This window comes from Streptomyces sp. CLCI03 (assembly GCF_053615355.1).
Genome location: NZ_CM132132.1, coordinates 5,918,451 through 5,942,769, shown reverse-complemented (window position 1 = coordinate 5,942,769; position 24,319 = coordinate 5,918,451). Strand labels below are relative to the sequence as shown.

25 protein-coding genes are annotated in these 24,319 nt (G+C 71.7%); 6 read left to right on the top strand and 19 right to left on the bottom strand.

Annotated features, from left to right (window positions below):
• Window positions 1-23: 23 nt before the first annotated feature.
• From trpM to hisI, 7 genes are all read right to left on the bottom strand, one after another.
• The gene (gene trpM, locus ACWG52_RS27410; RefSeq protein WP_375945047.1) at window positions 24-233 is read right to left on the bottom strand and encodes a tryptophan biosynthesis modulator TrpM; all 210 of its coding nucleotides are present in this window, start codon (window positions 231-233) and stop codon (window positions 24-26) included.
• Window positions 234-242: 9 nt separating this feature from the next.
• Complete coding sequence (trpC, locus tag ACWG52_RS27405) at window positions 243-1,052, bottom strand: indole-3-glycerol phosphate synthase TrpC (protein ID WP_030012837.1); 810 nt, start codon at window positions 1,050-1,052, stop codon at window positions 243-245.
• 171 nt (window positions 1,053-1,223) lie between these two features.
• Window positions 1,224-1,724, bottom strand: coding sequence for a DUF2752 domain-containing protein (locus tag ACWG52_RS27400; RefSeq protein ID WP_453126216.1), 501 nt, complete (start codon window positions 1,722-1,724; stop codon window positions 1,224-1,226).
• Window positions 1,725-1,808: 84 nt separating this feature from the next.
• A complete protein-coding gene (locus tag ACWG52_RS27395; RefSeq protein WP_030773215.1) occupies window positions 1,809-2,060 on the bottom strand; it encodes an HGxxPAAW family protein in 252 nt (83 codons plus the stop codon).
• A 111-nt stretch (window positions 2,061-2,171) separates the two neighbouring features.
• On the bottom strand, window positions 2,172-2,846 hold the full coding sequence (locus tag ACWG52_RS27390) for a TIGR02234 family membrane protein (protein ID WP_389808591.1): 675 nt from the start codon (window positions 2,844-2,846) through the stop codon (window positions 2,172-2,174).
• A gap of 14 nt (window positions 2,847-2,860) precedes the next feature.
• Window positions 2,861-4,351 carry an anthranilate synthase component I gene (locus ACWG52_RS27385; protein WP_389808588.1) on the bottom strand — a complete coding sequence of 497 codons (1,491 nt, stop codon included), beginning with the start codon at window positions 4,349-4,351 and terminating at the stop codon, window positions 2,861-2,863.
• A gap of 15 nt (window positions 4,352-4,366) precedes the next feature.
• Window positions 4,367-4,735 carry a phosphoribosyl-AMP cyclohydrolase gene (hisI, locus tag ACWG52_RS27380; protein WP_030724538.1) on the bottom strand — a complete coding sequence of 123 codons (369 nt, stop codon included), beginning with the start codon at window positions 4,733-4,735 and terminating at the stop codon, window positions 4,367-4,369.
• A 91-nt stretch (window positions 4,736-4,826) separates the two neighbouring features.
• Between hisI and ACWG52_RS27375 the strand changes: the two genes are divergently transcribed.
• Complete coding sequence (locus tag ACWG52_RS27375) at window positions 4,827-5,459, top strand: TIGR03085 family metal-binding protein (RefSeq protein WP_389808582.1); 633 nt, start codon at window positions 4,827-4,829, stop codon at window positions 5,457-5,459.
• A gap of 485 nt (window positions 5,460-5,944) precedes the next feature.
• Here the strand turns inward: ACWG52_RS27375 and hisF are convergent, their stop codons facing one another.
• From hisF to hisD, 8 genes are read right to left on the bottom strand one after another with little or no spacing between them, the layout of a single operon-like run.
• Window positions 5,945-6,700 (bottom strand): imidazole glycerol phosphate synthase subunit HisF, encoded by a 756-nt coding sequence (hisF, locus tag ACWG52_RS27370; protein WP_161293725.1) that lies wholly within the window; start codon window positions 6,698-6,700, stop codon window positions 5,945-5,947.
• Window positions 6,697-7,083, bottom strand: coding sequence for a RidA family protein (locus ACWG52_RS27365; RefSeq protein WP_389812063.1), 387 nt, complete (start codon window positions 7,081-7,083; stop codon window positions 6,697-6,699). Before ACWG52_RS27365 ends, hisF begins: the two co-directional genes overlap by 4 nt.
• Window positions 7,080-7,811: a bifunctional 1-(5-phosphoribosyl)-5-((5-phosphoribosylamino)methylideneamino)imidazole-4-carboxamide isomerase/phosphoribosylanthranilate isomerase PriA gene (gene priA / locus ACWG52_RS27360; RefSeq protein WP_375945146.1), complete on the bottom strand. Its 732-nt coding sequence runs from the start codon at window positions 7,809-7,811 to the stop codon at window positions 7,080-7,082. Before priA ends, ACWG52_RS27365 begins: the two co-directional genes overlap by 4 nt.
• Window positions 7,811-8,461, bottom strand: coding sequence for an imidazole glycerol phosphate synthase subunit HisH (gene hisH, locus ACWG52_RS27355; RefSeq protein ID WP_389812060.1), 651 nt, complete (start codon window positions 8,459-8,461; stop codon window positions 7,811-7,813). The genes priA and hisH overlap by 1 nt, the downstream gene beginning before the upstream one ends.
• The gene (locus ACWG52_RS27350; protein WP_030009964.1) at window positions 8,458-8,625 is read right to left on the bottom strand and encodes a hypothetical protein; all 168 of its coding nucleotides are present in this window, start codon (window positions 8,623-8,625) and stop codon (window positions 8,458-8,460) included. The genes hisH and ACWG52_RS27350 overlap by 4 nt, the downstream gene beginning before the upstream one ends.
• Window positions 8,626-8,627: 2 nt before the next feature.
• A complete protein-coding gene (hisB, locus tag ACWG52_RS27345) occupies window positions 8,628-9,221 on the bottom strand; it encodes an imidazoleglycerol-phosphate dehydratase HisB (RefSeq protein ID WP_030009963.1) in 594 nt (197 codons plus the stop codon).
• The gene (locus ACWG52_RS27340; RefSeq protein ID WP_389812056.1) at window positions 9,218-10,327 is read right to left on the bottom strand and encodes a histidinol-phosphate transaminase; all 1,110 of its coding nucleotides are present in this window, start codon (window positions 10,325-10,327) and stop codon (window positions 9,218-9,220) included. The genes hisB and ACWG52_RS27340 overlap by 4 nt, the downstream gene beginning before the upstream one ends.
• Window positions 10,324-11,646 (bottom strand): histidinol dehydrogenase, encoded by a 1,323-nt coding sequence (hisD, locus tag ACWG52_RS27335; RefSeq protein ID WP_030724511.1) that lies wholly within the window; start codon window positions 11,644-11,646, stop codon window positions 10,324-10,326. Before hisD ends, ACWG52_RS27340 begins: the two co-directional genes overlap by 4 nt.
• 125 nt (window positions 11,647-11,771) lie before the next feature.
• Between hisD and ACWG52_RS27330 the strand changes: the two genes are divergently transcribed.
• From ACWG52_RS27330 to ybaK, 3 genes are all read left to right on the top strand, one after another.
• A complete protein-coding gene (locus ACWG52_RS27330; RefSeq protein WP_389812053.1) occupies window positions 11,772-13,367 on the top strand; it encodes an oxidoreductase in 1,596 nt (531 codons plus the stop codon).
• A gap of 96 nt (window positions 13,368-13,463) precedes the next feature.
• Window positions 13,464-14,201 (top strand): LON peptidase substrate-binding domain-containing protein, encoded by a 738-nt coding sequence (locus ACWG52_RS27325; protein WP_389812051.1) that lies wholly within the window; start codon window positions 13,464-13,466, stop codon window positions 14,199-14,201.
• Between the two features lie 10 nt (window positions 14,202-14,211).
• Complete coding sequence (gene ybaK, locus ACWG52_RS27320; protein ID WP_389812048.1) at window positions 14,212-14,709, top strand: Cys-tRNA(Pro) deacylase; 498 nt, start codon at window positions 14,212-14,214, stop codon at window positions 14,707-14,709.
• A gap of 857 nt (window positions 14,710-15,566) precedes the next feature.
• Here ybaK and ACWG52_RS27315 read toward each other — a convergent pair.
• From ACWG52_RS27315 to ACWG52_RS27305, 3 genes are read right to left on the bottom strand one after another with little or no spacing between them, the layout of a single operon-like run.
• Complete coding sequence (locus ACWG52_RS27315) at window positions 15,567-16,439, bottom strand: ABC transporter permease (protein WP_386132183.1); 873 nt, start codon at window positions 16,437-16,439, stop codon at window positions 15,567-15,569.
• A complete protein-coding gene (locus ACWG52_RS27310; protein ID WP_389812041.1) occupies window positions 16,436-17,473 on the bottom strand; it encodes an ABC transporter ATP-binding protein in 1,038 nt (345 codons plus the stop codon). The genes ACWG52_RS27315 and ACWG52_RS27310 overlap by 4 nt, the downstream gene beginning before the upstream one ends.
• Window positions 17,474-17,501: 28 nt before the next feature.
• Window positions 17,502-18,797, bottom strand: coding sequence for an NYN domain-containing protein (locus tag ACWG52_RS27305; RefSeq protein ID WP_389812038.1), 1,296 nt, complete (start codon window positions 18,795-18,797; stop codon window positions 17,502-17,504).
• 220 nt (window positions 18,798-19,017) lie between these two features.
• On the opposite strand from ACWG52_RS27305, the gene ACWG52_RS27300 reads away from it, so the two are divergent.
• Window positions 19,018-19,179 carry a hypothetical protein gene (locus tag ACWG52_RS27300; protein ID WP_389812036.1) on the top strand — a complete coding sequence of 54 codons (162 nt, stop codon included), beginning with the start codon at window positions 19,018-19,020 and terminating at the stop codon, window positions 19,177-19,179.
• A gap of 72 nt (window positions 19,180-19,251) precedes the next feature.
• On the opposite strand, the gene dnaE is transcribed toward ACWG52_RS27300, so the two are convergent.
• Window positions 19,252-22,794, bottom strand: coding sequence for a DNA polymerase III subunit alpha (gene dnaE / locus ACWG52_RS27295; RefSeq protein ID WP_389812034.1), 3,543 nt, complete (start codon window positions 22,792-22,794; stop codon window positions 19,252-19,254).
• A 174-nt stretch (window positions 22,795-22,968) separates the two neighbouring features.
• Between dnaE and ACWG52_RS27290 the strand changes: the two genes are divergently transcribed.
• A complete protein-coding gene (locus tag ACWG52_RS27290) occupies window positions 22,969-24,294 on the top strand; it encodes a DUF2252 domain-containing protein (protein WP_389812032.1) in 1,326 nt (441 codons plus the stop codon).
• Window positions 24,295-24,319: the final 25 nt, after the last annotated feature.

Below are 24,319 nucleotides of genomic sequence, written 5' to 3'. Positions count from 1 at the left end.
GTACCGGACCGCGGCGGTCCTCGTCACGGCGCGCCTCCGCGGCGCCATCGCATGCCGTTGACCTGACCGGGCTCGGAGCCGATCACGTACCGGACCCGCCGCCCGTGCACACGCCGGGCCGGGGCGCGGCAGCCGCGGGGGCGGCAGCCGCGCGCCAGGGGCGCGTGCGCCGTCGGCACGCCGACCGGGCGGGAGCCCGGTCGGTTGCGGACGGAGGAGCGGTCGTGGGTCATGGGTACGGGTCAGCTCCGCCCGTGGCGCAGGGCGGGGTGGGCGCCGGCGGCGACGAGGTCGGCCACGGCCGCCTTCGGGTCGCGTCCGGTCACCAGGGACTCCCCGACGAGGACGGCGTCGGCGCCCTCGTTGGCGTAGGCGATCAGGTCGTGCGGGCCACGGATGCCGGACTCGGCGATCTTGACGATGTGGTCCGGGATCTCGCCGACGACGCGCTCGAAGGTGGAGCGGTCGACCTTGAGGTCCTTGAGGTTGCGGGCGTTGACGCCGATGATCTTGGCACCGGCGGCGACCGCGCGCTCCACTTCCTCCTCGTCGTGGACCTCGACGAGCGGGGTGAGACCGATGGACTCGGCCCGCTCGATGAGGGAGACGAGGGCCTCCTGCTCCAGGGCCGCGACGATCAGCAGGACGAGGTCGGCGCCGTAGGCGCGGGCCTCCCAGAGCTGGTACGCCGTGACGATGAAGTCCTTGCGCAGGATCGGGATGTCCACGCGGGCGCGGACGGCCTCCAGGTCGGCCAGCGAGCCGCCGAATCGGCGCTGCTCGGTGAGGACGGAGATGACCGCCGCCCCGCCGGCCTCGTAGTCGGCGGCGAGCCCGGCCGGATCGGCGATGGCGGCCAGCGCACCCTTGGAGGGGCTGGACCGCTTGACCTCGCAGATCACCTTGACGCTGTCGCCGCGCAGGGCAGCGACGCCGTCCTTGGCCTGGGGCGCCTTGGCGGCACGCTCCTTGAGCTCGTCGAGGCTCACGCGGGCCTGCCGTTCGGCAAGGTCTTCGCGGACCCCTTCGATGATCTCGTCGAGCACACTCACGCGAGCGGCCCCCTTCCGGGTCGATGACGGTCGGCCGCCTTGCGGACAGGTACAACAGCAAGGTCGACCTTCAAATGGTATCCGCAGGAGGCGTTGCCCTCCGCACGCGGTTGACGACGTCCCAGTAACTGGACATTCGGAATCCGTGCTTCATAGGGCCTGCCCACAGGCTCAGGGCGCCAGTGCGGAGCCGAAAGAGAGATTTCGGACAACGGCGAAGACCAACGCCAGGGCCCCGAGCGCCCACCAGGCCTTGGGCCGCAGGACGATCCTCGGGGTCGGCCCGCCGCGGAAGGCACGGACCAGCCACAGGGCCATGAACCCCGCGAAGACGAAGTAGCCCACGACCGCGAACGCGTTCGCCCCGAGCGCGGTGACCAGGTCGCCGTGCGCGAAGGCGTGCGCGCTGCGCAGGCCGCCGCAACCCGGGCACAGGACGCCCGTCAGCCGGAACAGCGGACACACCGGGTAGTGGCCGGGCTCGTTGGGATCCACCGCCCCCACGTACGCGAAGGCGGCGGTGACCCCGACCACGTAGAACGCCGGGACGGCGAGCCGCCGGGCCCGGGACGGCCGTACGACGGGCCGCCCCGGCTCCGCGGGTACGGGCGCCGGCGACGGCGGGGCATCGGAGGTACGGAAGGCGTCCACCTGCTGATTCTCTCCGCTCATGACAAAAGGCGCAGCCCGGCGGGGCCGCGCCTTTCGGTCGCGTTGCTTCGAACCGCGTCGCTACGAACCGCGCCGCTCGCGCGCTCAGACCTTGGCGGGAACCTTGGAAGCGGCGATGACCTCGGCGAGGTCCTTGTGGGCGGCCTTCGGCGCGCCCATGCCCGCGGCCTTCATCCCGAGACCGACGACACCGCCGAGCGCGACGACGACGAGGCCGGCCCAGAAGCCGAGCGGGTTCGCGAGCACCATGAAGGCGCCGGAGATGCAGAAACCGATGAAGGCGATGATGACACCGGTCCAGGCGGCCGGGGTGTGTCCGTGGCTAGTGCCCGCCATGAGTTGCTCCTCGTTGCTCTGTCGCGCTGCTGTGTCGAACGTACGGTCCGTGTCGGACGCTCGGCGACCATTGTCCCGCACCGGGCGGCCTCGCCGTCCAGGGGGGTCGGGTCAGTGGGACCGGTCGGCGCCCGGGTCTCCGGTCGGGTCCTCGCCGCGGTCCAGAGCCTTCCACAGATCCTCCGGCCGATCCGGATCAACCGCCGCGACAGTCCGGGCGCGCGGGCTGCCGTCACGCTCGTAGCGGCCTCCCATCGCGGGCCAGGTCCGACCGAAGCGCAGGGCCAGCAGTCCGGCCGCCAGGATCAGGAACGCGCCGGCGGCCGTGACGTAGGGCCAGGTCGTCTGCGTCAGCCCGGCCACGTGCGCGGCACTGTCGGCGGTCGTCCGGGCGGCCTGCGCGTCCAGGACCCGACGGCCGTCGCTGCCGAGGAGCGCGGACAGCGCCGCCCCCAGACCGCTGAGCGCGAGCAGCCCCGACACCAGCAGCCGGCTCCTGCCGCGTACGGCGAAGACGGCGACCAGCGCGGCCAGACCCACGATGGCCAGCGCCGCGGGCAGGCCGGTGACGGCCCGCCCGTCGGCGGTCAGCTGGAGGGAGTCGCCGCCGATGGCGGCGGTGCCCCGGGCCCAGGTCCGGCCGGAGGCGAGCAGGACGACGGTGGCGCCGAGGGCGCCGAGCAGCAGGGCGACGGCCACGCTGCGGCGGCCGCTTCGACCGTCGGTCGCCTCGGGCTCGGCGTCGGCTTCGGTTCGGGGTGGGGGTACGGCACTCACGTACCCCACTATCCCTTACGCCCTCAAGAGCCGTGGAGGCGGTTCGCCGCTCCCACCGCGCGCAGCACGGCGGCCGCCTTGTTGCGACACTCGTTGTCCTCCAGCTCCGGCACCGAGTCGGCGACGACACCGGCCCCGGCCTGCACGTACGCCGTGCCGTCGCGGAGCAGCGCGGTGCGGATGGCGATGGCCGTGTCGGAGTCCCCGGCGAAGTCCAGGTAGCCCACGCAGCCGCCGTAGAGGCCGCGGCGGGAGGGCTCCAGCTCCTCGATGATCTGCATGGCCCGCGGCTTGGGCGCCCCGGAGAGCGTGCCCGCCGGGAAGCAGGCGGTGAGCACGTCGAAAGCGGTCTTCCCCTGCGCCACGCGCCCGGTCACCGTGGAGACGATGTGCATGACGTGGGAGTAGCGCTCGATCGACATGAAGTCGACGACCTCCACCGATCCCGGCTCGCAGACCCGGCCGAGATCGTTGCGGCCCAGGTCGACGAGCATCAGGTGCTCGGCCCGCTCCTTGGGGTCGGCCATCAGCTCGTCGGCGAGGTCGTTGTCCTCCTGCGGGGTCGCGCCGCGGTGGCGGGTCCCGGCGATGGGGTGGACCATGGCCCGCCCGTCCTCCACCTTGACCAGCGCCTCCGGGCTGGAGCCGACCACGTCGAAGCCGTTCTCGAAGCGGAAGAGGTACATGTACGGGGACGGGTTCGTGGCGCGCAGCACACGGTAGACGTCCAGCGCGGAGGCCCGGCAGGGCGTCTCGAACCGCTGCGAGGGCACCACCTGGAAGGCCTCGCCGGCCCGGATGCGCTCCTTGATGTCCTCGACCGCGTCCTGATACTTCTCGCCGCCCCACAGCGCGGAGAACTCGGGCAGCTCGGAGGCGGGCAGCGGCGTGGGCGTGTACGGGGCGGGGCGCGCGAGGTCCGCCTCCATCGCGTCCAGCCGGGCCACCGCGTCCGCGTACGCCTCGTCCACGCCGGTGTCGAGGTCGTTGTGGTTGATGGCGTTCGCGATGAGCTGGACGGTGCCGTCCCAGTGGTCCATGACCGCCAGGTCGGAGGTGAGCAGCATGGTCAGCTCGGGCAGCTCCAGGTCGTCGGCGGTGTGCTCGCCGATGCGCTCCAGGCGGCGCACGATGTCGTAGCCGAGATAGCCGACCATGCCACCGGTGAAGGGGGGCATCCCGGCGGCGAGGTCACGGGGGGTGTGCAGGGCCTCGACGGTGGCGCGCAGGGCGTCGAGGGGGTCTCCGTCGGTGGGGAGGCCGACGGGCGGGGTGCCGATCCAGTGCGCGCGCCCGTCCCGCGAGGTCAAGGTGGCGTCACTGCGGACCCCGACGAAGGAGTACCGGGACCAGGAGCGGCCGTTCTCGGCGGACTCCAGGAGGAAGGTGCCGGGGCGTTCGGCTGCCAGCTTGCGGTAGAGACCGACGGGGGTGTCCCCGTCGGCCAGCAGCTTGCGGCTCACGGGGATGACGCGGCGGTCGGCCGCGAGCTTGCGGAACGTCTCAAGATCCATTTCGGGGGACCCTACCTAGTCGGCTGCGCGGAGGAGGACATCTTCGTCGAAACAGGTGCGTGCCCCGGTGTGGCAGGCCGCTCCGACCTGGTCGACCCGGACGAGCACGGTGTCGGCATCGCAGTCGAGCGCGACGGATTTCACGTGCTGGAAGTGGCCGGACGTGTCCCCCTTCACCCAGTACTCCTGGCGGCTGCGGGACCAGTAGGTGCAGCGGCCGGTGGTCAGGGTGCGGTGCAGGGCCTCGTCGTCCATCCAGCCGAGCATGAGCACCTCACCGGTGTCGTACTGCTGGGCGATGGCCGGGATCAGCCCGTCCGCGGAACGCTTGAGGCGCTCGGCGATGGCGGGGTCGAGATTGCCGGGGCGGGGGGACGTACTCATGTGGCCATTGTGCCGGGCCGGGGCGGGGGTGATGATCCCCGTCCGACTGATGAGCGGGTGTTCGGCGGGTTCCCGCCGTAGGCTGGCCCGCATGTCTACCCATGCGAAGCGTGAACGCCTGCTCCTGGCGGACCTGTTGGAGGCGGCCGGTCCGGAGGCCCCCACGCTGTGCGCCGGCTGGACCTGCCGCGACCTGGCCGCGCACGTGGTGGTGCGCGAACGGCGGCCCGACGCGGCGGGCGGTCTGCTGCTGAACGTACTGAAGGCCCGCCTGGACAAGGCGATGGAGGAGTACACGGCCAAGCCGTACGAGGAACTGATCCAGTTGATCAGGACCGGCCCGCCGAGGATGTCCGTGTACTCGCTCAAGCAGATCGACGAGGCGGCGAACGCGGTCGAGTTCTACGTCCACGCGGAGGACGTCCGACGGGCACAGCCGGACTGGTCCCCGCGGGACCTGGACCCGGTGTTCTCCGACGCGCTGTGGTCCCGGCTGGAGAAGCTGGCACGGCTGACGGGGCGCCGGTCGCCGGTGGGCCTGGTGCTGAGGCGTCCCGACGGGCGGACGGCGGTGGCGCACAAGGGTGCGCCGGTGGTCACCGTGACCGGCGAGCCGGGTGAGCTGACGCTGTTCTGCTTCGGCCGTCAGGCGTCTGCGTCGGTGACGCTGGACGGCGAGAAGGAGGCCGTGGCCAAGCTGACGGTGGCGGCCCTCGGCATCTGACCGCTGCCCTGGCCGGGCCGTGCCCTTGTTTTCCGGGTGCGGTTCGGTGGTCGCGCCTCAAGCGCCGGCGGGGCTGGGGGTGGCTTCGGGTGGGGCGGTGCCCCTGCGGGGGCTCTCCTCGGCTCGCGCGACGCGGCGATGGTCATGATGCGAAGCCCGGGTTGCGCGCTCGTCCTGCGGGGAGCCCCCGCAGTGTCACCGCCCCACGGCCCGGTGCGAGGGGGGCCGGGGGTGTGGGGACGGTGGGGGGTGTCCCCGCAGGACGAGCGCGCAACCCGGGCCGTACGGCCGTGACGTGGCCGCCTCGCGCGAGCCGAGGAGACACCCCCCGGCGGCCCCGCACCCCCACCTTCCGCCCCCGCCCGAGCGGCCAAACCCAGCCCCGCCGGCGTTTGAGGCGCGGCCACCGGCCCGCACCCGGAGACGCACCCGCACCGCCCGGCCAGGGCAAGGGCGCGGGTCTGGGCGGAGCCCAGGAGACGGGATCAGCGCACGGGGTGGCCCGCTTCGCGGAGGGCCGATTTGACCTCCGAGATGCGCAGGTCGCCGAAGTGGAAGACCGAGGCCGCCAGCACGGCGTCCGCGCCCGCCTCGATCGCCGGGGCGAAATCGGCCAGGCGGCCCGCGCCGCCCGAGGCGATCACCGGGACCGTGACGTGCTTGCGGACCGCCGCGATCATCTCGACGTCGTAGCCGTCCTTGGTGCCGTCCGCGTCCATCGAGTTGAGCAGGATCTCGCCCGCGCCCAACTCCGCGGCCCGGTGCGCCCACTCGACCGCGTCGATGCCGGTGCCCTGGCGGCCGCCGTGCGTGGTGACCTCGAAGGTTCCGGCGGCCGTGCGGCGCGCGTCCACGGACAGGACGAGGACCTGCCGGCCGAAGCGTTCCGCGATCTCCTGGATCAGCTCGGGGCGGACGATGGCGGCCGTGTTCACGCCCACCTTGTCCGCTCCCGCGCGCAGCAGCTTGTCGACGTCGTCGGCCGTGCGGACGCCGCCGCCCACCGTGAGCGGGATGAAGACCTGCTCGGCGGTGCGCCGCACCACGTCGTACGTGGTCTCGCGGTTCCCGGAGGACGCGGTGATGTCGAGGAAGGTCAGCTCGTCGGCGCCCTCGGCGTCGTACAGCTTGGCCATCTCCACCGGGTCGCCCGCGTCGCGCAGGTTCTGGAAGTTGACGCCCTTGACGACCCGGCCGTTGTCCACGTCCAGGCAGGGGATCACGCGTACGGCGAGGGTCATTCCGCCACCGCCTTGTACGCCTCTACCTCCACCTCGACGACCATGCTGGGGTCGACGAAGCCGGAGACGATGAGCATGGTCGCGGCCGGGCGGACCGCGTCGAAGAGTTCCTTGTGGGCGCGGCCCACCTCGTCGACGTCCCGGGCGTGCGTCAGGTACATGCGGGTGCGCACGACGTCCTCGGGGCCGAGGCCGGCCTGGGCGAGGGCCTTGAAGGCGACGCCGAAGGCGGCGACGGTCTGGTCGTACGGGCCGCCCGCGTCGGCCGCGGTGCAGCCGGAGACCAGGACGAGACCGTTGGAGAGGGCGACGGCGCGCGAGTAGCCGATGACGTCCTCGTAGGGGCCGCCGGAGGAGATGCGGCGTACGGCGTCGGAACTCATGCGGAGACCACCTTCAGGGCTTCTTCCAGGGTGAAGGCCTTGGCGTACAGGGCCTTGCCGACGATCGCGCCCTCGACGCCCTGCGGGACCAGCGCGGACAGGGCCCGCAGGTCGTCGAGCGAGGAGATGCCGCCGGAGGCGACGACGGGCCGGTCGGTGGCGGCGCAGACGTTCTTCAGCAGCTCCAGGTTGGGGCCGGTGAGCGTGCCGTCCTTGCCGATGTCGGTGACGACGTACCGGGCGCAGCCCTCGGAGTCGAGGCGGGCGAGGGTCTCGTAGAGGTCGCCGCCCTCGCTGGTCCAGCCGCGGCCCTTGAGGGTGGTGCCGCGGACGTCGAGGCCGATGGCGATCCTGTCGCCGTGGTCGGCGATGGCCTTGGCGGCCCACTCGGGGGTCTCCAGGGCGGCGGTGCCCAGGTTGACGCGGGTGCAGCCGGTGGCGAGGGCCGCGGCGAGCGAGGCGTCGTCGCGGATGCCGCCGGACAGCTCGACCTTGATGTCCATGGCGCGGGTGATCTCGGCGACCAGGGCGCGGTTGTCGCCGGTGCCGAAGGCGGCGTCCAGGTCGACCAGGTGCAGCCATTCGGCGCCGGAGCGCTGCCAGGCCAGGGCCGCTTCCAGCGGGGAGCCGTAGGAGGTCTCGCTGCCGGACACCCCGTGCACGAGGCGGACGGCCTGGCCGTCGCGGACGTCGACCGCGGGCAGGAGTTCGAGCGTGGGTGCGGTCATCACAGGGTCTCGATCCAGTTGGTGAGGAGCTGGGCGCCGGCGTCGCCGGACTTCTCGGGGTGGAACTGCGTGGCCCACAGGGCCCGGTTCTCCACCGCCGCCACGAAGCGCTCGCCGTGGGTGGCCCAGGTGACCCTGGGGGCGCGGATCGCCGGGTTGGTGACTTCGAGGCTCCAGTCGCGCGCCGCGTAGGAGTGCACGAAGTAGAACCGGGCGTCGGCGTCCAGGCCATTGAAGGCCTGGCTGTCGGCCGGGGCCTCGACGGTGTTCCAGCCCATGTGGGGGACGATCGGGGCCTTGAGGGGGCCGACCGTGCCGGGCCATTCGTCCAGGCCCTCGGTCTCGACGCCGTGCTCGATGCCGCGTTCGAAGAGGATCTGCATGCCGACGCAGATGCCCATGACCGGGCGGCCGCCGGAGAGCCGGCGGCCGATGATCCAGTCGCCGCGGGCGTCTTTCAGGCCCTGCATGCAGGCGGAGAAGGCGCCGACGCCGGGGACGAGGAGTCCGTCGGCGTCCATGGCCTTGTCGTAGTCGCGGGTGATCTCGACGTCGGCGCCGACGCGGGCGAGGGCCCGCTCGGCGGAGCGGACGTTTCCGAAGCCGTAGTCGAAGACGACGACGTTCTTGGTGGGGCGGACTGCGCTCATTCCCAAATTCCCTGGATTCGCAGGACTCCGGCGGCCAGACACATCGCGGAGGCCAGAGCGAGCAGAATGATGACCGATTTGGGCATCTTCTGCTTCTGGAAGGAGTAGACGCCCCCGGCCAGGAACAGGCCGAGGACGATCAGGATGGTGTTCAGGCCGTTCACGGCTAGAGGGCGCCCTTCGTGGAGGGCAGGATGCCGGCCGCGCGCGGGTCGAACTCGGCGGCGTAGCGCAGGGCCCGGGCCAGGGCCTTGAACTGGCACTCCACGATGTGGTGGGCGTTGCGGCCGTAGGGGACGTGGATGTGCAGGGCGATCTGGGCCTGCGCGACGAAGGACTCGAAGATGTGCCGAGTCATCGTCGTGTCGTACGTGCCGATCATCGGCGCCATGTTCTCGGGCTCGGTGTGCACGAGGTAGGGGCGGCCGGACAGGTCGACGGTCACCTGGGCGAGGGACTCGTCGAGCGGCACGGTGCAGTTGCCGAAGCGGTAGATGCCGACCTTGTCGCCGAGGGCCTGCTTGAAGGCGGCGCCGAGCGCGAGGGCGCTGTCCTCGATGGTGTGGTGGCTGTCGATGTGCAGGTCGCCCTCGGTCTTGACGGTGAGGTCGAAGAGGCCGTGGCGGCCGAGCTGGTCGAGCATGTGGTCGTAGAAGCCCACGCCCGTCGAGACGTCGACCTGGCCGGTGCCGTCGAGGTTTATCTCGACGACGACCGAGGTCTCCTTGGTGGTCCGTTCGACCCGTCCGATGCGGCTCATGCGTGCTGCTCCTTCTTCAGTGCGCGAACCGCTTCCAGGAACGCGTCGTTCTCCGTCGGGGTGCCGGCGGTGACCCGCAGCCATCCCGGTACGCCGTTGTCCCGGACCAGGACGCCCTGGTCGAGGATCTTCTGCCAGGCGGTGTGCGAGTCCTCGAACTTCCCGAACTGGATGAAGTTCGCGTCGGAATCGGTGACCTCGAAGCCGAGGGCCCGCAGTTCCACGACCAGGCGGTCGCGCTCGGCCTTGAGCTGCTCGACGTAGCCGAGCAGGGTGTCGGTGTGTTCCAGGGCGGCCAGTGCGGTGGCCTGGGTGACGGCCGAGAGGTGGTACGGCAGGCGCACCAGCTGGACGGCGTCGACGACGGCGGGGTGCGCCGCCAGGTAGCCCAGGCGCAGACCGGCGGCGCCGAAGGCCTTGGACATGGTCCGGGAGACCACCAGGTTCGGGCGGCCCTCGATGAGGGGCAGCAGCGAGTCCCGGTGGCTGAACTCCACGTACGCCTCGTCGACGATCACCAGGGACGGCTTGGCCGCCTGCGCGGCCTCGTAGAGGGCGAGGACCGTCTCGGCCTCGACCGCGGTGCCCGTGGGGTTGTTGGGCGAGGTGATGAAGACGACGTCGGGGGCGTGCTCGGTGATCGCCCGCTCCGCCGCGTCCACGTCGAGGCGGAAGTCCTCGCGGCGCGGGCCGGAGATCCAGCCGGTGCCGGTGCCGCGGGAGATCAGCGCGTGCATCGAGTAGGAGGGCTCGAAGCCGAGCGCGGTGCGGCCGGGTCCGCCGAAGGTCTGCAGCAGCTGCTGGATGACCTCGTTGGAGCCGTTGGCGGCCCATACGTTCTCGCGCGCGACGGGGTGCTTGCCGGTACGGGTGAGGTAGGCGGCCAGCTGGGTGCGCAGCTCGACCGCGTCCCGGTCGGGGTAGCGGTTGAGGGTGCGGGCCGCCTCGGCGACGCGCTCGGCGATGCGCGCGACGAGTTCGGCGGGCAGCTCGTACGGGTTCTCGTTGGTGTTCAGCTGGACGGGTACGTCGAGCTGCGGGGCGCCGTAGGGGCTCTTGCCGCGCAGCTCGTCCCGGATGGGCAGGTCGTCGATGCCGAAGCTCACTGGGTGGGCACCTTCCATCCGAAGCGCGCCTTCAGGGCGGCGCCGTGGGCGGGCAGGTCCTCGGCCTCGGCCAGCGTCACCACGTGGTGGGTGACCTCGGCGAGGGCGTCCCGCGTGTAGTCGACGATGTGGATGCCGCGCAGGAAGGACTGCACGGACAGGCCGGAGGAGTGGCAGGCGCAGCCGCCGGTGGGCAGCACGTGGTTGGACCCGGCGCAGTAGTCGCCGAGGGAGACCGGGGCCCACGGGCCGACGAAGATCGCGCCGGCGTTGCGTACGCGGGCGGCCCAGGCGGCGGCGTCGGCGGTCTGGATCTCCAGGTGCTCGGCGCCGTACGCGTCGACGACCTTGAGGCCGTCCTCCAGGCTGTCGACCAGCACGATCGCGGACTGCTTGCCGGCGAGGGCGGGCTTGATCCGGTCCTCGACGTGCTTGGTAGCGGCGACCTGCGGCTCCAGCTCCTTCTCGACGGCGTCCGCGAGCTCCGCGGAGTCCGTGACGAGCACGGCGGCGGCCAGCGGGTCGTGCTCGGCCTGGCTGATCAGGTCGGCGGCGACGTGCACCGGGTCGGCGGTGGAGTCGGCGAGGACGGCGATCTCGGTCGGGCCGGCCTCGGTGTCGATGCCGATCTTCCCGGTGAAGTAGCGCTTGGCGGCGGCGACCCAGATGTTGCCGGGGCCGGTCACCATGTTGACCGGCAGGCAGTCCTCCGTGCCGTACGCGAACATCGCGACGGCCACGGCGCCGCCGGCCGCGTACACCTCGTCCACGCCGAGGAGGGCGCAGGCGGCGAGGATCGTCGGGTGCGGCAGACCGCCGAATTCCTTCTGCGGCGGGGACGCGAGCGCGATCGACTCGACGCCCGCCTCCTGGGCCGGTACGACGTTCATGACGACGGAGGACGGGTACACCGAGCGGCCGCCCGGGGCGTACAGCCCCACGCGCTCCACCGGAACCCACTTCTCGGTCACGGTGCCGCCGGGGACCACCTGGGTGGTGTGCTCGGTGCGGCGCTGGTTGCGGTGCACGATCCGGGCGCGCCGGATCGACTCCTCCAGGGCGGCGCGGACGGCCGGGTCCAGCTGCTCCAGGGCGGCCTTGATCGCCTCCGTGGGCACCCGGACCTGCGAGAGCTCGACCCCGTCGAACTTCTGCGCGTACTCGATCAGCGCCGCCGTGCCACGATGATGGACGTCCTCGCAGATGGGCCGCACCTTCTCCAGGGCAGCTTCTACGTCGAACTCGGCACGGGGCAGCAGATCGCGCAGGGCGCCACCCTCGGGGAGGGCGTCACCGCGCAGGTCGATACGAGAGATCACCTCACAATTCTCTCAGACCGCTTCACGCCACCGTCCGCCCGTATCACTGGCTGATACAGGTCCCGGATGTCACAGGCGCCCGATAGCGTTCCCCTACATGTAGAGGACAGCGGAGGGGGGCCGCCGTGACCGAGGCGCGCACGGACGAGGAACCGGCGGATCTCACCGCTTCCGAACGCCGGATGTGGGACGCGTACCGCACGGGCAGCGTCTGCGATCTCAGCACGCGCGCCGCCGATCGGGACGATCCGCACTCCGAGCACGTCTGGGGGCCCGAGCGCAGCGTCCGGGCCCGGGTGGTCGCCCGGCTGCTGCTGCACGGGCCGCCGCCGGTGCCGGGCCGGGTGGCCTCGCTCAAGCTGCGCGGAGTGCGGATCAGCGGGCGGCTGGAACTGTCCGGTGGCACGGTGGCCCCGTACGTGGAGCTCCAGTCCTGTCGCTTCGACAGCGAGGTCCAGCTGTCCGAGGCCCGTTTCGGCACGCTGCGGATGGTCAACTGCGCGATACCCCGGCTGGAGGCCGCCCGGCTGCACACCGAGGGCGATCTGCACCTGCCGCGTTGCCGGGTGGCGCGCGGGATCCGGCTGACCGACGCGCAGATCGGAACCGACCTGCTGGTCAGCCAGGCCGTGGTGCAGCGGGACAACAAGGGCCGGGCGATCGCCGCCGACGGGCTGTCCGTCGCGCAGGACCTGCAGGGCGAGCTGCTGGAGGCGTACGGGGAGGTGAGCATGCGAGGGGCGAAGGTCGGCGTGTCGATGAACCTGCGCGGCGCCCGCCTGCGCAACCCGTCCGGGCGGTTCGCGCTGAACGCCCCGCAGCTGACGGTCGAGCGGACCCTGTACCTGACCTCCATCGCGCTGGACTACGCGGCGTACGGGGGCACCTCCACTCCCCCGTACGGACTGGGGCCGACGCCGGTACGGGGCCGGCGGGCCCGGTACTTCGAGTGCCTGGGCGGGCTGCGGCTGGACGACGGGCGGTTCGGGGACGCCATCGACTTCTACGGCGCCCGGTTCACGCTCACCGACGAGCAGGAGATCTCCCTGCGCCGGATCCAGACCCCCGAGTTCCGGTTCGTCGGCGAGCGGCCGGAGCAAGGCCGGGTGGTGGTGTCCGGGGCCAAGGTGGTCAAGCTGGTCGACACCTCCACGAGCTGGCCCGGCCCGGGCGGGCTGTCCATCGAGGGGTTCGTCTACGAGAACCTCGCGCCCCGGGGTCATTTCCCGCTCTCCCGCCGCCTGGAGTGGGTGGCGGCGGCCACTCCGGAGTACTCGCCGGAGCCGTACGAGCGGCTGGCCGCCGTCCTGCGGGCCAGCGGCGAGGACCAGGAGGCCCGCGAGGTGCTGCTGGCCAAGCAGCGGCGGCGCCGGGCCACGCTGCCGGCCGCCCCGAAGGCCTGGGGGTACCTCCAGGACTGGACGGTGGTCTACGGCTACCGGCCGGGCCGGGCCGCGCTGTGGATGTTGGTGTTGTGGGCGGCCGGGGCGTTCACGTTCTCCCAGCTGGATCCGCCCGCGATCAAGGCGGACGAGCACCCGCAATGGAGCGCCGCGCTGTACGCGCTGGACCTGCTGCTTCCGGTGATCGACCTCGGTCAGCAGGGGCAGTGGAAGCTGGAGGGCGGCTGGCAGTGGGGGGCGGCGGGCCTGGTCGTCATGGGCTGGATCCTGGCCACGACGGTGGCGGCGGGGGCCTCGCGGCTGCTGCGGCGGGGGTGACGGCGGCGGGGGTCGTCCGGTGGATCGCGCACGTGCCGCCGTCCGCCCCTCAAACGCCGGACACCCTCCGGGGCCCGGGCGATTACCCTGTGCCAGGTGACCACCGTTCGCCTGCCACTCTTCCCGCTGAACTCGGTGCTGTTCCCGGGACTCGTCCTCCCGTTGAACATCTTCGAGGAGCGTTATCGCGCCATGATGCGCGAGCTGCTGAAGACGGGCGAGGACGAGCCGCGCCGCTTCGCGGTCGTCGCGATCCGCGACGGCCGGGAGGTCGCACCGACCGCGCCCGGCCTGCCGGACCAGACGGCCCTGCCCGAGCGCGGCCCGGCGGCGGGCTTCGGCCCCGACCCGATCCAGGCCTTCCACCGGGTGGGCTGCATCGCCGACGCGGCGACCGTCCGGGAGCGGGAGGACGGCAGCTTCGAGGTCCTGGCGACCGGTACGACCCGGGTCCGCCTGATCTCGGTCGACTCCTCGGGCCCGTTCCTGACCGCGGAGCTGGAAGAGCTCCCGGAGGACGCGGGCGACGGCGCGGGCGTGCTGGCCGAGGGGGTGCTGCGGGCCTTCCGCAACTACCAGAAGCGGCTGGCCGGGGCCCGTGAGCGGTCCCTGACGGGCGCGGAGCTGCCCGACGAGCCCTCGGTGGTCTCCTACCTGGTGGCAGCGGCGGCGGTGCTGGACATCCCGGCGAAGCAGCGGCTGCTCCAGGCCCCGGACATCGCGACGCGGCTGGCGGAGGAGCTGAAGCTGCTGCGCGCGGAAACAGCGGTGATCCGTCACCTGCCGTCCTTGCCGGCGGTGGACCTGACCCGTGCCCCGACGAGCCCGAACTGAGCGCACACCGATGGCGAAGAAGTCCAAGCAGGCGGCAGGTACCCCGGCGATCGTCGCCCTGACGGCGGCGGGCGTCGCGTTCACCACGCACGCGTACGAGCACGACCCGGCCCATCCCTCGTACGGGGAGGAGGCGGCGCAGGCGCTCGGTGTCTCGCCCGCCCAGGTGTTCAAGACGCTGGTCGCCGACGTGGACGGCGTCCTGACGGTGGCGGTGGTCCCGGTCTCGGGATCGCTGGACCTCAAGGCCCTGGCGACGGCGGTCGGCGGCAAGCGGGCGGCGATGGCCGACCCGGCCCTGGCGGAGCGCACCACGGGCTACGTCCGCGGCGGCATCTCCCCGCTCGGCCAGCGCAAGCGCCTCCGTACGGTCATCGACAGCTCGGCCGCGGCGCACGCCACGATCTGCTGCTCGGCGGGCCGCCGCGGCCTGGAGATCGAACTCTCCCCGTCGGACCTGACCACCCTCACCGCAGCCACCGTGGCCCCCATCGCCCGCCAGAATTAGCCCCGCCGGCGTTTGAGGCGCGGGGTCCGGGGCGCTACTTCCAGCCCCGCCGGCGTTCGAGGCGCGGGGTCCGGGGCGGAGCCCCGGGAAACGGAGAAAGGGCGGGGCGGGGCAGGCTCCGCGCAGCGGCGTACCGGCACCCCCGAGGGGATCAGGCGCGTGGGGGCTCCGGGGCCGAGGGGGCCGGGTCGGCGGACGTCGGCGCCTGGTAGGACCCGACCAGGCGAACACGGGCTCGGGATCCGGATCCCGCGGGGTCCACAGCGCGGTCATCCCGAGGTGCAGCAGCACGGCGGTCATCGGCCACGCCAGCAGCGCCCCGTGCGCGAGCAACTCCAGCGGCGCGTCGAAGGGGACCCCCTCGCCCGCCTTCTTCGCGGCGGCGACCAGGTCCGACGACGGCCCCAGCCACAGCCCGAACCGCCACCCCACGAGCGCCCCGAAGACGGACCCGACCGCGAGCCCGATCACCAGCGGCACGCCGCCGGACCGTCGCCACAGGAAGGTGCCGACGGCGCTGAGCACGCCCAGCCCGAGGGCCAGCAGGAAGAAGGTGCCGTCGGAGGCGATCCGCGCTTCGCTCTCGGGGCTGCGCAGGAACACCGCCTCACCGTTGGAGACGTACTGCACCCGGGGGGCCAGCCACACCCACAGCAGGCCGAGGAGCAGTCCGGCCACTCCGAGGAGCAGGGCGACGACGGCCCCGTCCCGGATGTCCTCCGGGGTGATCGCCCGAGCGGCGGCTCCCGGCTTCTCGGGCTGGAGCGGCGGCGGGTCGAGGGGGGACTGCGGGGTCACGGCTTCGGTCACCCCCACATCGTGCCAGGTGTACCCGGGAGCGGCGCCGGCGGACCGTGTCAGCGGACGGCCGCCCGGCGGTACGCCCAGGTCGCGACGGTCAGCGAGAGCACCCCGACGGCCCCGCACACGCCCAGGTCGAAGGCGACGGCGGCCCAGTCCGGATCCGGGGCGAAGGTACGGGCGAAGGCCTCGACGCCGTACGTGGACGGCAGCAGGTCCCGGGCCCACACGATCACGGCCGGCATCCGCTCCGGCGGCAGCACCCCGAGGAGCAGCGCCGCTGACATGCCGAGCTGCCCCGCGAGGGTGGCCAGCTCCTGGCGGGGGGCCAGCAGTCCCAGCGCCGCGCCGAGCCCGGCCAGCGCGGCTCCGGCCAGCGGTACGACCGCGGCCAGGATCCACAGCCCGCTCATCGGCAGCCCGAACAGCAGGCATCCGAAGACGGCGGTGACCAGGGTCCCCGGCAAGGTGAAGGAGGCGTACGCGGCGGCCGCGCCCAAGACCACCGACGCGGGCGGCACGGGCAGGGTGGCGTAGTGGTCGAGCCCGCCGCCGGCCCGCAGCTGCCCGAAGTACTGGGCGAGCAGGTTCAGGGCGACGAAGGCGACGACGAGGACCGAGGAGCCGGCGACGACGGCGCGGGCCTCGGATCCCCCGTCGACGACGCCCCGCATCAGGATCATGATGCCGACGGACTGGAAGGTGGCGACGAACAGCAGCGGGATCCGGGCCACCCGGGCCCGGGACAGCTGGGCCCGGTAGACGGCCGCCAGGGAGGGGAAGAATCGCGCGCGGGGCGCCAGCGGCGCGGGCTGCGGTGCCTGTGCGCGGCCTTCGGCGGCGCCCGCCGGCGCGGCGCCCGCCGGGGGTGCCGGCACGGTGTCGGGCGCGAGCACGGCCCGGACCGCCCCCGTCGAACGGTCGCTCACGACTTCACCAGCCCTTTCGTCTTGCCGCCGAGGGCGAGGTACACGTCTTCCAGGCTGGGGGTGGCCAGGGTGAAGTCGTCGAGCGCGGCGAAGGCCGGGCTCCCGGTGACCGAGGCCACCGCCGCCCTCGCCTCGTCCGGTGCCAGCCGGAGCACCCAGCGGCGCCCGGACCGGGCGGCTCGGTCGCGCAGTCGGGCGACCTCCGGGACCTCCAGCGGAGCGCTCTCGCGCCACACCAGCTCCAGCCGGACCTCGCCCGAGACGGTGGCCTTCAGGCCGGACGGAGTGTCGCAGGCGATGACCTTTCCCTGGTCGATGACGGCGACCCGGTCCAGGACGGTCTCGGCCTCGATGACGTTGTGGGTGACGAGCAGGACCGTGGCGCCGTGCTGCGCGCGCCTGCGGTCGACGGCGGACCACACGGCGCGCCGGGCGACCGGGTCCATGCCGGTGGTGGGCTCGTCGAGGACCAGTACGGGCCGCTCCCCCACCAGCGCGGTGGCGAAGCAGGCGAGGCGGCGCTGGCCGCCGGAGAGTTTCTTCAGGGGCCGGCCGGCGATCGGGGCCAGCCCGAGTTCCTCCAGTACGGCGTCGCGCGCGGCTCGGGCGGCTCGGACATCGAGCCCGCGCAGCCGCCCGGTGGTCTCGACGGCGAGCGCCACCGTGAGCTCGTCCAGGGCGGTGGACTCCTGGCCCAGGTAGGCGAGCAGCCGGGAGGCCCGTTCGGGGTGGCCTACGAGGTCGTGGCCGAGCAGGGTCACGGAGCCGGAGTCGGGCCGCATCAGGCCGGTGAGCTGGCGGACCAGGGTGGACTTGCCGGCGCCGTTGGGGCCGAGCAGGCCGAAGATCTCGCCGCGCCGGACGTCGAGGGAGATCCCGTCGTTGGCGCGGGTCTCGGGCAGGGCGGGAGCCCCGCGCCGGCCGCGTACCGCGGGATACGTCTTGACGAGGTCACGCACCGCGCAGATGACGTCCGGCGCCGCTCCCGCGGCCGCCGCCGTGCTGTTCCCCGCCTGTGCTGTGCCCGTACTCACGAGGGAGCAGCCTACGGGGTTCCCGGCCCTACTCGGCCGTCGGGGTCAGCGGGGTGGTGAGCTCGCCGGGGGTGGATCCGGGCCCGGAGGTGGGTACGGCGGCCACGTGTTCGGCGGCGGCACGGACGTCGATCTCCCGCCAGAACCCGGCCCGGATGGCGTACCGGTCGTGCTCGTCGATCTGGTCGTCCTTGTGCGCGAGCAGCCCGAACCGGGCGGCGTAGCGCAGGAGTTCGCCGTCGATCCGGTGCGGGATCCGGGGGTACATGGTGGCCAGCTTCTGCAGGTGCACGGTCTCCGGGAGCCGTTCCATCCAGCGTCGGGCGAACACCTGTCCCACCTCGAACGGGTCGCCGCCGACGGTGGTGATGTCCTCCTCGCGGTCGGCCCAGCGCTGTTCGGCGCTGGTGAGTTGGGCGAGGGTGGGCAGCGAGGCGGTCTCGGCGGGTTCGCCCAGCGGGCCGGCCCGGTCGATCCATCCCTTGTCGGAGGACCAGCGCAGGGCACTGGCGGGGGCGTGGGCGCCGCTCGCCGCGGTCTGCTGGCCGGTGGCGCGCAGAGCGCCGGCCAGGTCCTTGGGCGTGGGGACCGGCTTGCCTCCGGGGGCGGTGGGCGCCGGTACGGGGACTCCGTCGCCGTCCTCGGGTCCGGTGGTGGCGGCGCCGTTGCGGGCGGCCTCGGCGAGCGCGGCCTCGGGCAGCGGGGCCGAGAGGATGGCGGCGATGTCGGGGCGGGGGGCGGGCGGTGGGGAGCACAGTCCGGTGAGGTCCTTGGCGCGGACGGCCCGGGTGATCCAGGCCCGGTCCAGGACCCGGCGTTCGTCGGCCTCGGCGACGAGGTCCTCGGACTGGTTGTAGTCCCCGTCGGCGGCCTGGACGGCCCACAGGTGGACGGCGACCCCGTGTTCCTTGGCGGACATCAGGCCGGGCAGCAGGTCTCCGTCGCCGGTGACGAGTACGACGTCGGAGCAGGCGCGGTTGCGGGCGAGCTCGGTGAGCTCGGCGTGCATGGCCGCGTCGACGCCCTTCTGTGCCCAGCGGCCGTCGCTGCGGGTCAGGGCGCCGAGGCGGACGGTGACGCGGGGCATGACGCGCAGCCGCCGGTGTTCGGGCTGGGGCACCCGGTCGGGCGCTCCGTCGAACCAGTAGATGCGCAGCAGGGGCTGCTCGGTGTCGGCCTCGGCCCGTTCGCGCAGGCCTTGGATGAGGGCGGCATGGTCGATGGTGATCCGGGAGCGGGAGGGCTCCCCGGCGAGAAGGCTGGCGGCGGCACCCAGCAGGTAGCCGGCGTCCACCAGGACGACGCAGCGGTCCACGCGTTCCACCCTCTTCCCTGGGGGTCCTCTGTGCTTTGCGGCGGTTCCCCGAGTCTGCCCGACCCCAAGGGTGTTGAAGGCCGGAACTCGATCATCGGCGTGGCGGATCTCACGGTCGACGGGGCCGGAGCCGTCGACTACGCGCAGTAATGATCCAAAATGCGCCGTTTCTGGCGTTGTGTGAGTGTGAAGGCGGTCCTGGCCCCTAGACCCTCACGGAGGCTCCACCATGGCCAAGAACAAGAACCAGAAGCAGCCCGCCAAGCAGCAGCCCCGGTCGGGGCAGGATCCGACCAAGGGCTCGCAGGAGACCGAGTCGATGCCTTCCTCGGCCCCGAGCCCGATGGACATGGCGCACAAGCGCAAGGAGAAGAAGTTCGGCCACAACTGACGGCCGTGACGCGCACGCGGAAGGGCCCGCCCGGAGTACCGGGCGGGCCCTTCCGCGTGCGTTCCGGGGGTGCTATCCGGCCAGGCAGGACGGTCCGAGCAGCACCTTGAGGTCGCCGAAGAGCGCCGGGTCGGGCTGGACGCGGTGCTTGTCGAGGCGGAGCACGGTGGTGGTCCGCGGCCCCTGGAGCTTGATCCGCACCTCGGTGTTGCCCTTGTGGTGGCGAAGGATCTCGCCCAGACGGGTCACCATCGGCGGCGTGACCTTGACGGTGGGGATGGTGAGGACCACCGGGGCGTTGGTGCCGGCCGAGGAGAGGTCGGGGACCATCATCTCCATGGCGACCAGGCGGGGGACGTCCTCGCGCTTGTCGAGGCGGCCCTTGACGAAGACCACGGTGTCCTCGACCAGCTGGGTGGAGACGAGCTGGTAGGTCGCCGGGAAGAACATGCATTCGATGGAGCCGGCCAGGTCCTCGACGGTGGCGATGGCCCAGGCGTTGCCCTGCTTGGTCATCTTGCGCTGGAGGCCCGAGATGATGCCGCCGATGGTGACGACGGCGCCGTCGGAGTGCTCGCCGCCGGTCAGCTGGGAGATACCGGCGTCCGTCTTGTCGGAGAGCACGTGCTCCAGGCCGAAGAGCGGGTGGTCGGAGACGTAGAGGCCGAGCATCTCGCGCTCCTGGGCGAGCAGATAGGACTTCTCCCACTCGACGTCGGAGAACTCCACGTCGAGACCGAAGCCGGGCTCGTCGCTCGCGTTCTCGTCACCCATCCCGCCGAAGAGGTCGAACTGTCCCTCGGCCTCCTTGCGCTTGACCGCGACCACGTTGTCGATCATCGACTCGTGGTGGGCGACCAGGCCCTTGCGGGTGTGGCCCATCTCGTCGTAGGCGCCGGCCTTGATCAGCGACTCGACGGTGCGCTTGTTGCAGACGACGGCCTCGACCTTGTCCAGGAAGTCGGGGAAGGAGGAGAACTTCCCCTTGGCCTTCCGCGTCCGGATGATCGACTCGACGACGTTGGTGCCGACGTTGCGCACCGCGGTGAGGCCGAAGAGGATCACGTCGTCGCCCTGGGCGGCGAAGTTCGGCTCGGACTCGTTCACGTTCGGGGGCAGGACCTTGATGCCCATCCGGCGGCACTCGTTCAGGTAGATCGCGGACTTGTCCTTGTCGTCCTTGACCGAGGTGAGCAGGCCGGCCATGTACTCGGCCGGGAAGTTCGCCTTGAGGTAGGCGGTCCAGTAGGAGACCAGGCCGTACGCGGCCGAGTGGGCCTTGTTGAAGGCGTAGCCGGCGAAGGGGACCAGGACGTCCCAGAGGGCCTTGATCGCCGCGTCGCTGAAGCCCTTGCCCCGGGCGCCCTCCTCGAAGATGACGAAGTTCTTCGCCAGCTCCTCGGGCTTCTTCTTGCCCATCACGCGGCGCAGGATGTCGGCCTCGCCGAGCGAGTACCCGGCGATGATCTGGGCGGCCTTCTGGACCTGCTCCTGGTAGACGATCAGGCCGTAGGTGACCGCGAGGACCTCTTCGAGCGGCCCCTCCAGCTCGGGGTGGATCGGGGTGATCTCCTGCTGCTTGTTCTTGCGCAGGGCGTAGTTCGTGTGCGAGTTCATGCCCATCGGGCCCGGCCGGTACAGGGCCGAGACGGCGGAGATGTCCTCGAAGTTGTCGGGCTTCATCAGGCGCAGCAGGGAGCGCATGGGCCCGCCGTCGAACTGGAAGACGCCGAGGGTGTCACCGCGGCCGAGCAGTTCGAAGGTCTTGGGGTCGTCGAGCGGGAGGCCGAGGAGATCGATGTCGATCCCCTTGTTGGCCTTCACCATCTTGACGGCGTCGTCCATGATCGTGAGGTTGCGCAGGCCCAGGAAGTCCATCTTCAGCAGGCCGAGCGACTCGCAGCTCGGGTAGTCCCACTGGGTGATGGTGACGCCGTCGGTGTGCCGCACCCAGACGGGTACGTGGTCGGTGATGGTCTCGCTGGACATGATCACGCCGGCGGCGTGCACGCCCATCTGGCGGACCAGGCCCTCCACACCGCGGGCGGTGTCGATGACCTTCTTCACGTCGGGCTCGTTCTCGTACATCCCGCGGATCTCGCCGGCCTCGCCGTAGCGGGGGTGCGTCGGGTCGAGGATGCCGGAGAGCGGGATGCCCTTGCCCAGGACGTCGGCGGGCATGGCCTTGGTGAGGCGGTCGCCCATCGCGTACGGGTAGCCCAGGACGCGGGCCGAGTCCTTGATCGCGTTCTTGGCCTTGATGGTGCCGTACGTGCCGATCATGGCGACCTTGTCGGCGCCGTACTTCTCGGTCACGTACCGGATCACCTCGACGCGCCGACGCTCGTCGAAGTCGATGTCGACATCGGGCATGGAGACGCGCTCGGGGTTCAGGAAGCGCTCGAAGATCAGGCCGTGGGTGAGCGGGTCGAGGTCGGTGATGCCCATGGCGTAGGCGACGATCGAACCGGCCGCGGAGCCTCGGCCCGGGCCCACCGCGATGCCCTGGTTCTTGGCCCACATGATGAAGTCGGCGACGACGAGGAAGTAGCCGGGGAAGCCCATCGAGATGATCGTGTCCATCTCGTACTCGGCCTGCTGCATCCGGTCCTCCGGAATGCCTCCGGGGTAGCGGCGGTGCATGCCGCGCATGGTCTCCTCGCGGAACCAGCTGACCTCGGTGTGGCCGTCCGGGATGTCGAACTTCGGCATCAGGTTCCGGAACTTGAACATGCCCTCGGTGTCGATCTGGTCGGCGACCAGCCGGGTGTTGGCGCAGCCCTCCTGCCAGGCGTCCGAGGAGTCGATCGCGTACATCTCGTCGGTCGACTTCAGGTAGTAGCCGGTGCCGTCGAAGCGGAAGCGGTCCGGGTCCGAGAGGTTCTTGCCGGTCTGGATGCAGAGCAGCGCGTCGTGGGCGGTGGCCTCGCTCGCGTACGTGTAGTGCGAGTCGTTCGTCACCAGCGGCGGGATGCCGAGCTTCTTGCCGATCTCCAGCAGCCCGTCGCGGACCCGGCGCTCGATCTCGATGCCGTGGTCCATCAGCTCCAGGAAGTAGCGTCCCTCGCCGAAGATGTCCTTGTAGTCGGAGGCGGCCTGCACGGCCTCGTCGAACTGGCCGAGGCGCAGCCTGGTCTGGACCTCGCCGGACGGGCAGCCGGTGGAGGCGATCAGGCCCTCGGACCACTTGGAGATGGTCTCCTTGTCCATGCGCGGCCACTTCGTGAGCCAGCCCTCGGCGTAGGCGTCGGAGGACAGCCGGAAGAGGTTGTGCAGGCCGGTGGAGTTCGACGCCCAGATGGTCTTGTGGGTGTAACCACCGGAACCGGAGACGTCGTCGCGCTTCTGGTGCGGCTGGCCCCACTGGATGCGCCGCTTGTTGCGCCGGGACTCGGGGGCGACGTACGCCTCGATGCCGATGATCGGCGTGATGCCGGCCTTCTGCGCGGTGTGGAAGAAGTCGTAGGCGCCGTGCAGGTTGCCGTGGTCGGACATGGCGATGTGCGTCATGCCCATCTCGTTGCACGCGTTGAACATGTCCTTCAGCCGCGCGGCACCGTCCAGCAGCGAGTACTGGGTGTGGACGTGCAGGTGCGTGAACGGCGGCTTTGTCACGGCGCGGGTCCTCCGGCGGCGGGGGGTGAGGGGGCAGCTTCGAATCCTACGTCGGCCGGCTGACAGATCACGGGCACTGACCGGTACGGTCGGGCGTTGCAGAACCAGGAGGGCCCGATCCGACGTCCGGTCGATCGGAACCTGAAACAGCCCGTGCACCAGGAGGAACCCGCCATGGCGGTCCCCGAGACGACCGACGAGCAGCGCGCCGAGCAGATCCTCGACGTGTTCGACACCGCGTTCGGTGAGCTGCTCGCCGCCGACCCCGCTGCCTTCCAGGTCAAATTCCGCAAGATGGCGGCCTCGGCCTTCGCCTTCTACCGGGGTACGGCCTGCCTCTTCTACTCCGACCTGGAGCGGGACCGGCACGGCGGCCCCTACCTGGACGAGCGGACGGGTCGGGTGTGGATCCACGGCGACCTGCACGCCGAGAACTTCGGCACGTACATGGACTCCAACGGCCGGCTGATCTTCAACGTCAACGACTTCGACGAGGCCTATGTCGGCCCCTTCACCTGGGACCTGAAGCGCTTCGCCGCCTCCGTCGCGCTGATCGGCTACACCAAGGCACTCAGCGACGACCAGATAGGCGAGCTGGTGCGGATCTACGCCGGCGCCTACCGGGAGCGGATCCACCAGCTGGCCACCGGCGCCAAGAATGACGAGGTGCCCTCCTTCACCCTGGACACCGCCGAGGGCCCGCTGCTGGACGCGCTGCGCTCGGCCCGCTCCCGCACGCGTTTCTCCCTGCTGGACTCGATGACGGAGATACGGGACTACGAGCGGCGCTTCAGCTCCGGCGGCGGTTCGATCGAGCTGGACGCCGCGACCCGCTACAAGGTGCTGGCCGCCTTCGACGGGTACCTGGAGACGCTTCCCGACGAGTCCCTGGTGCGCCCCGACTCCTACCGGGTCAAGGACGTGGTCGGCCGCCGGGGCGTCGGTATCGGCTCGGCGGGCCTGCCCTCCTACAACATCCTGCTGGAGGGGCACAGCGACGCCTTGGAGAACGACGTCGTGATCTACCTCAAGCAGGCGCAGACCCCGGCGGTCTCCCGGCACATCACGGACCGGGCGGTGCGGGAGTACTTCCTGCACGAGGGGCACCGCACGGTGATCTCGCAGCGGGCCCTGCAGGCGCACGCCGATCCGTGGCTGGGCTGGACCGAGCTGGACGGCGCGGGTCAGCTGGTGGCGGAGGTCTCCCCGTACGCGGTGGACCTGGACTGGTCGGACCTGGACGACCCGGAGGAGATCGCGGCCGTGGTCGCCGACCTCGGCCGGGCGACCGCGACCATGCACGCGTCGGCCGACGAGGCGGAGAGCGGTCAGTCCCTGGTGCCGTTCTCGACCGAGCGGGCCATCGACGCGGCGATCGCGGCCGACGAGGAGGGTTTCGCGGAGCTGCTCGTGGACTTCGCCCACGCGTACGGGGCCCGGGCGCGCGCCGACCACCAGATCTTCGTGGACCTCTTCCGTAACGGGCGTCTCACTCCCTGAACGCCTGTTCCACAGGAACGCATGG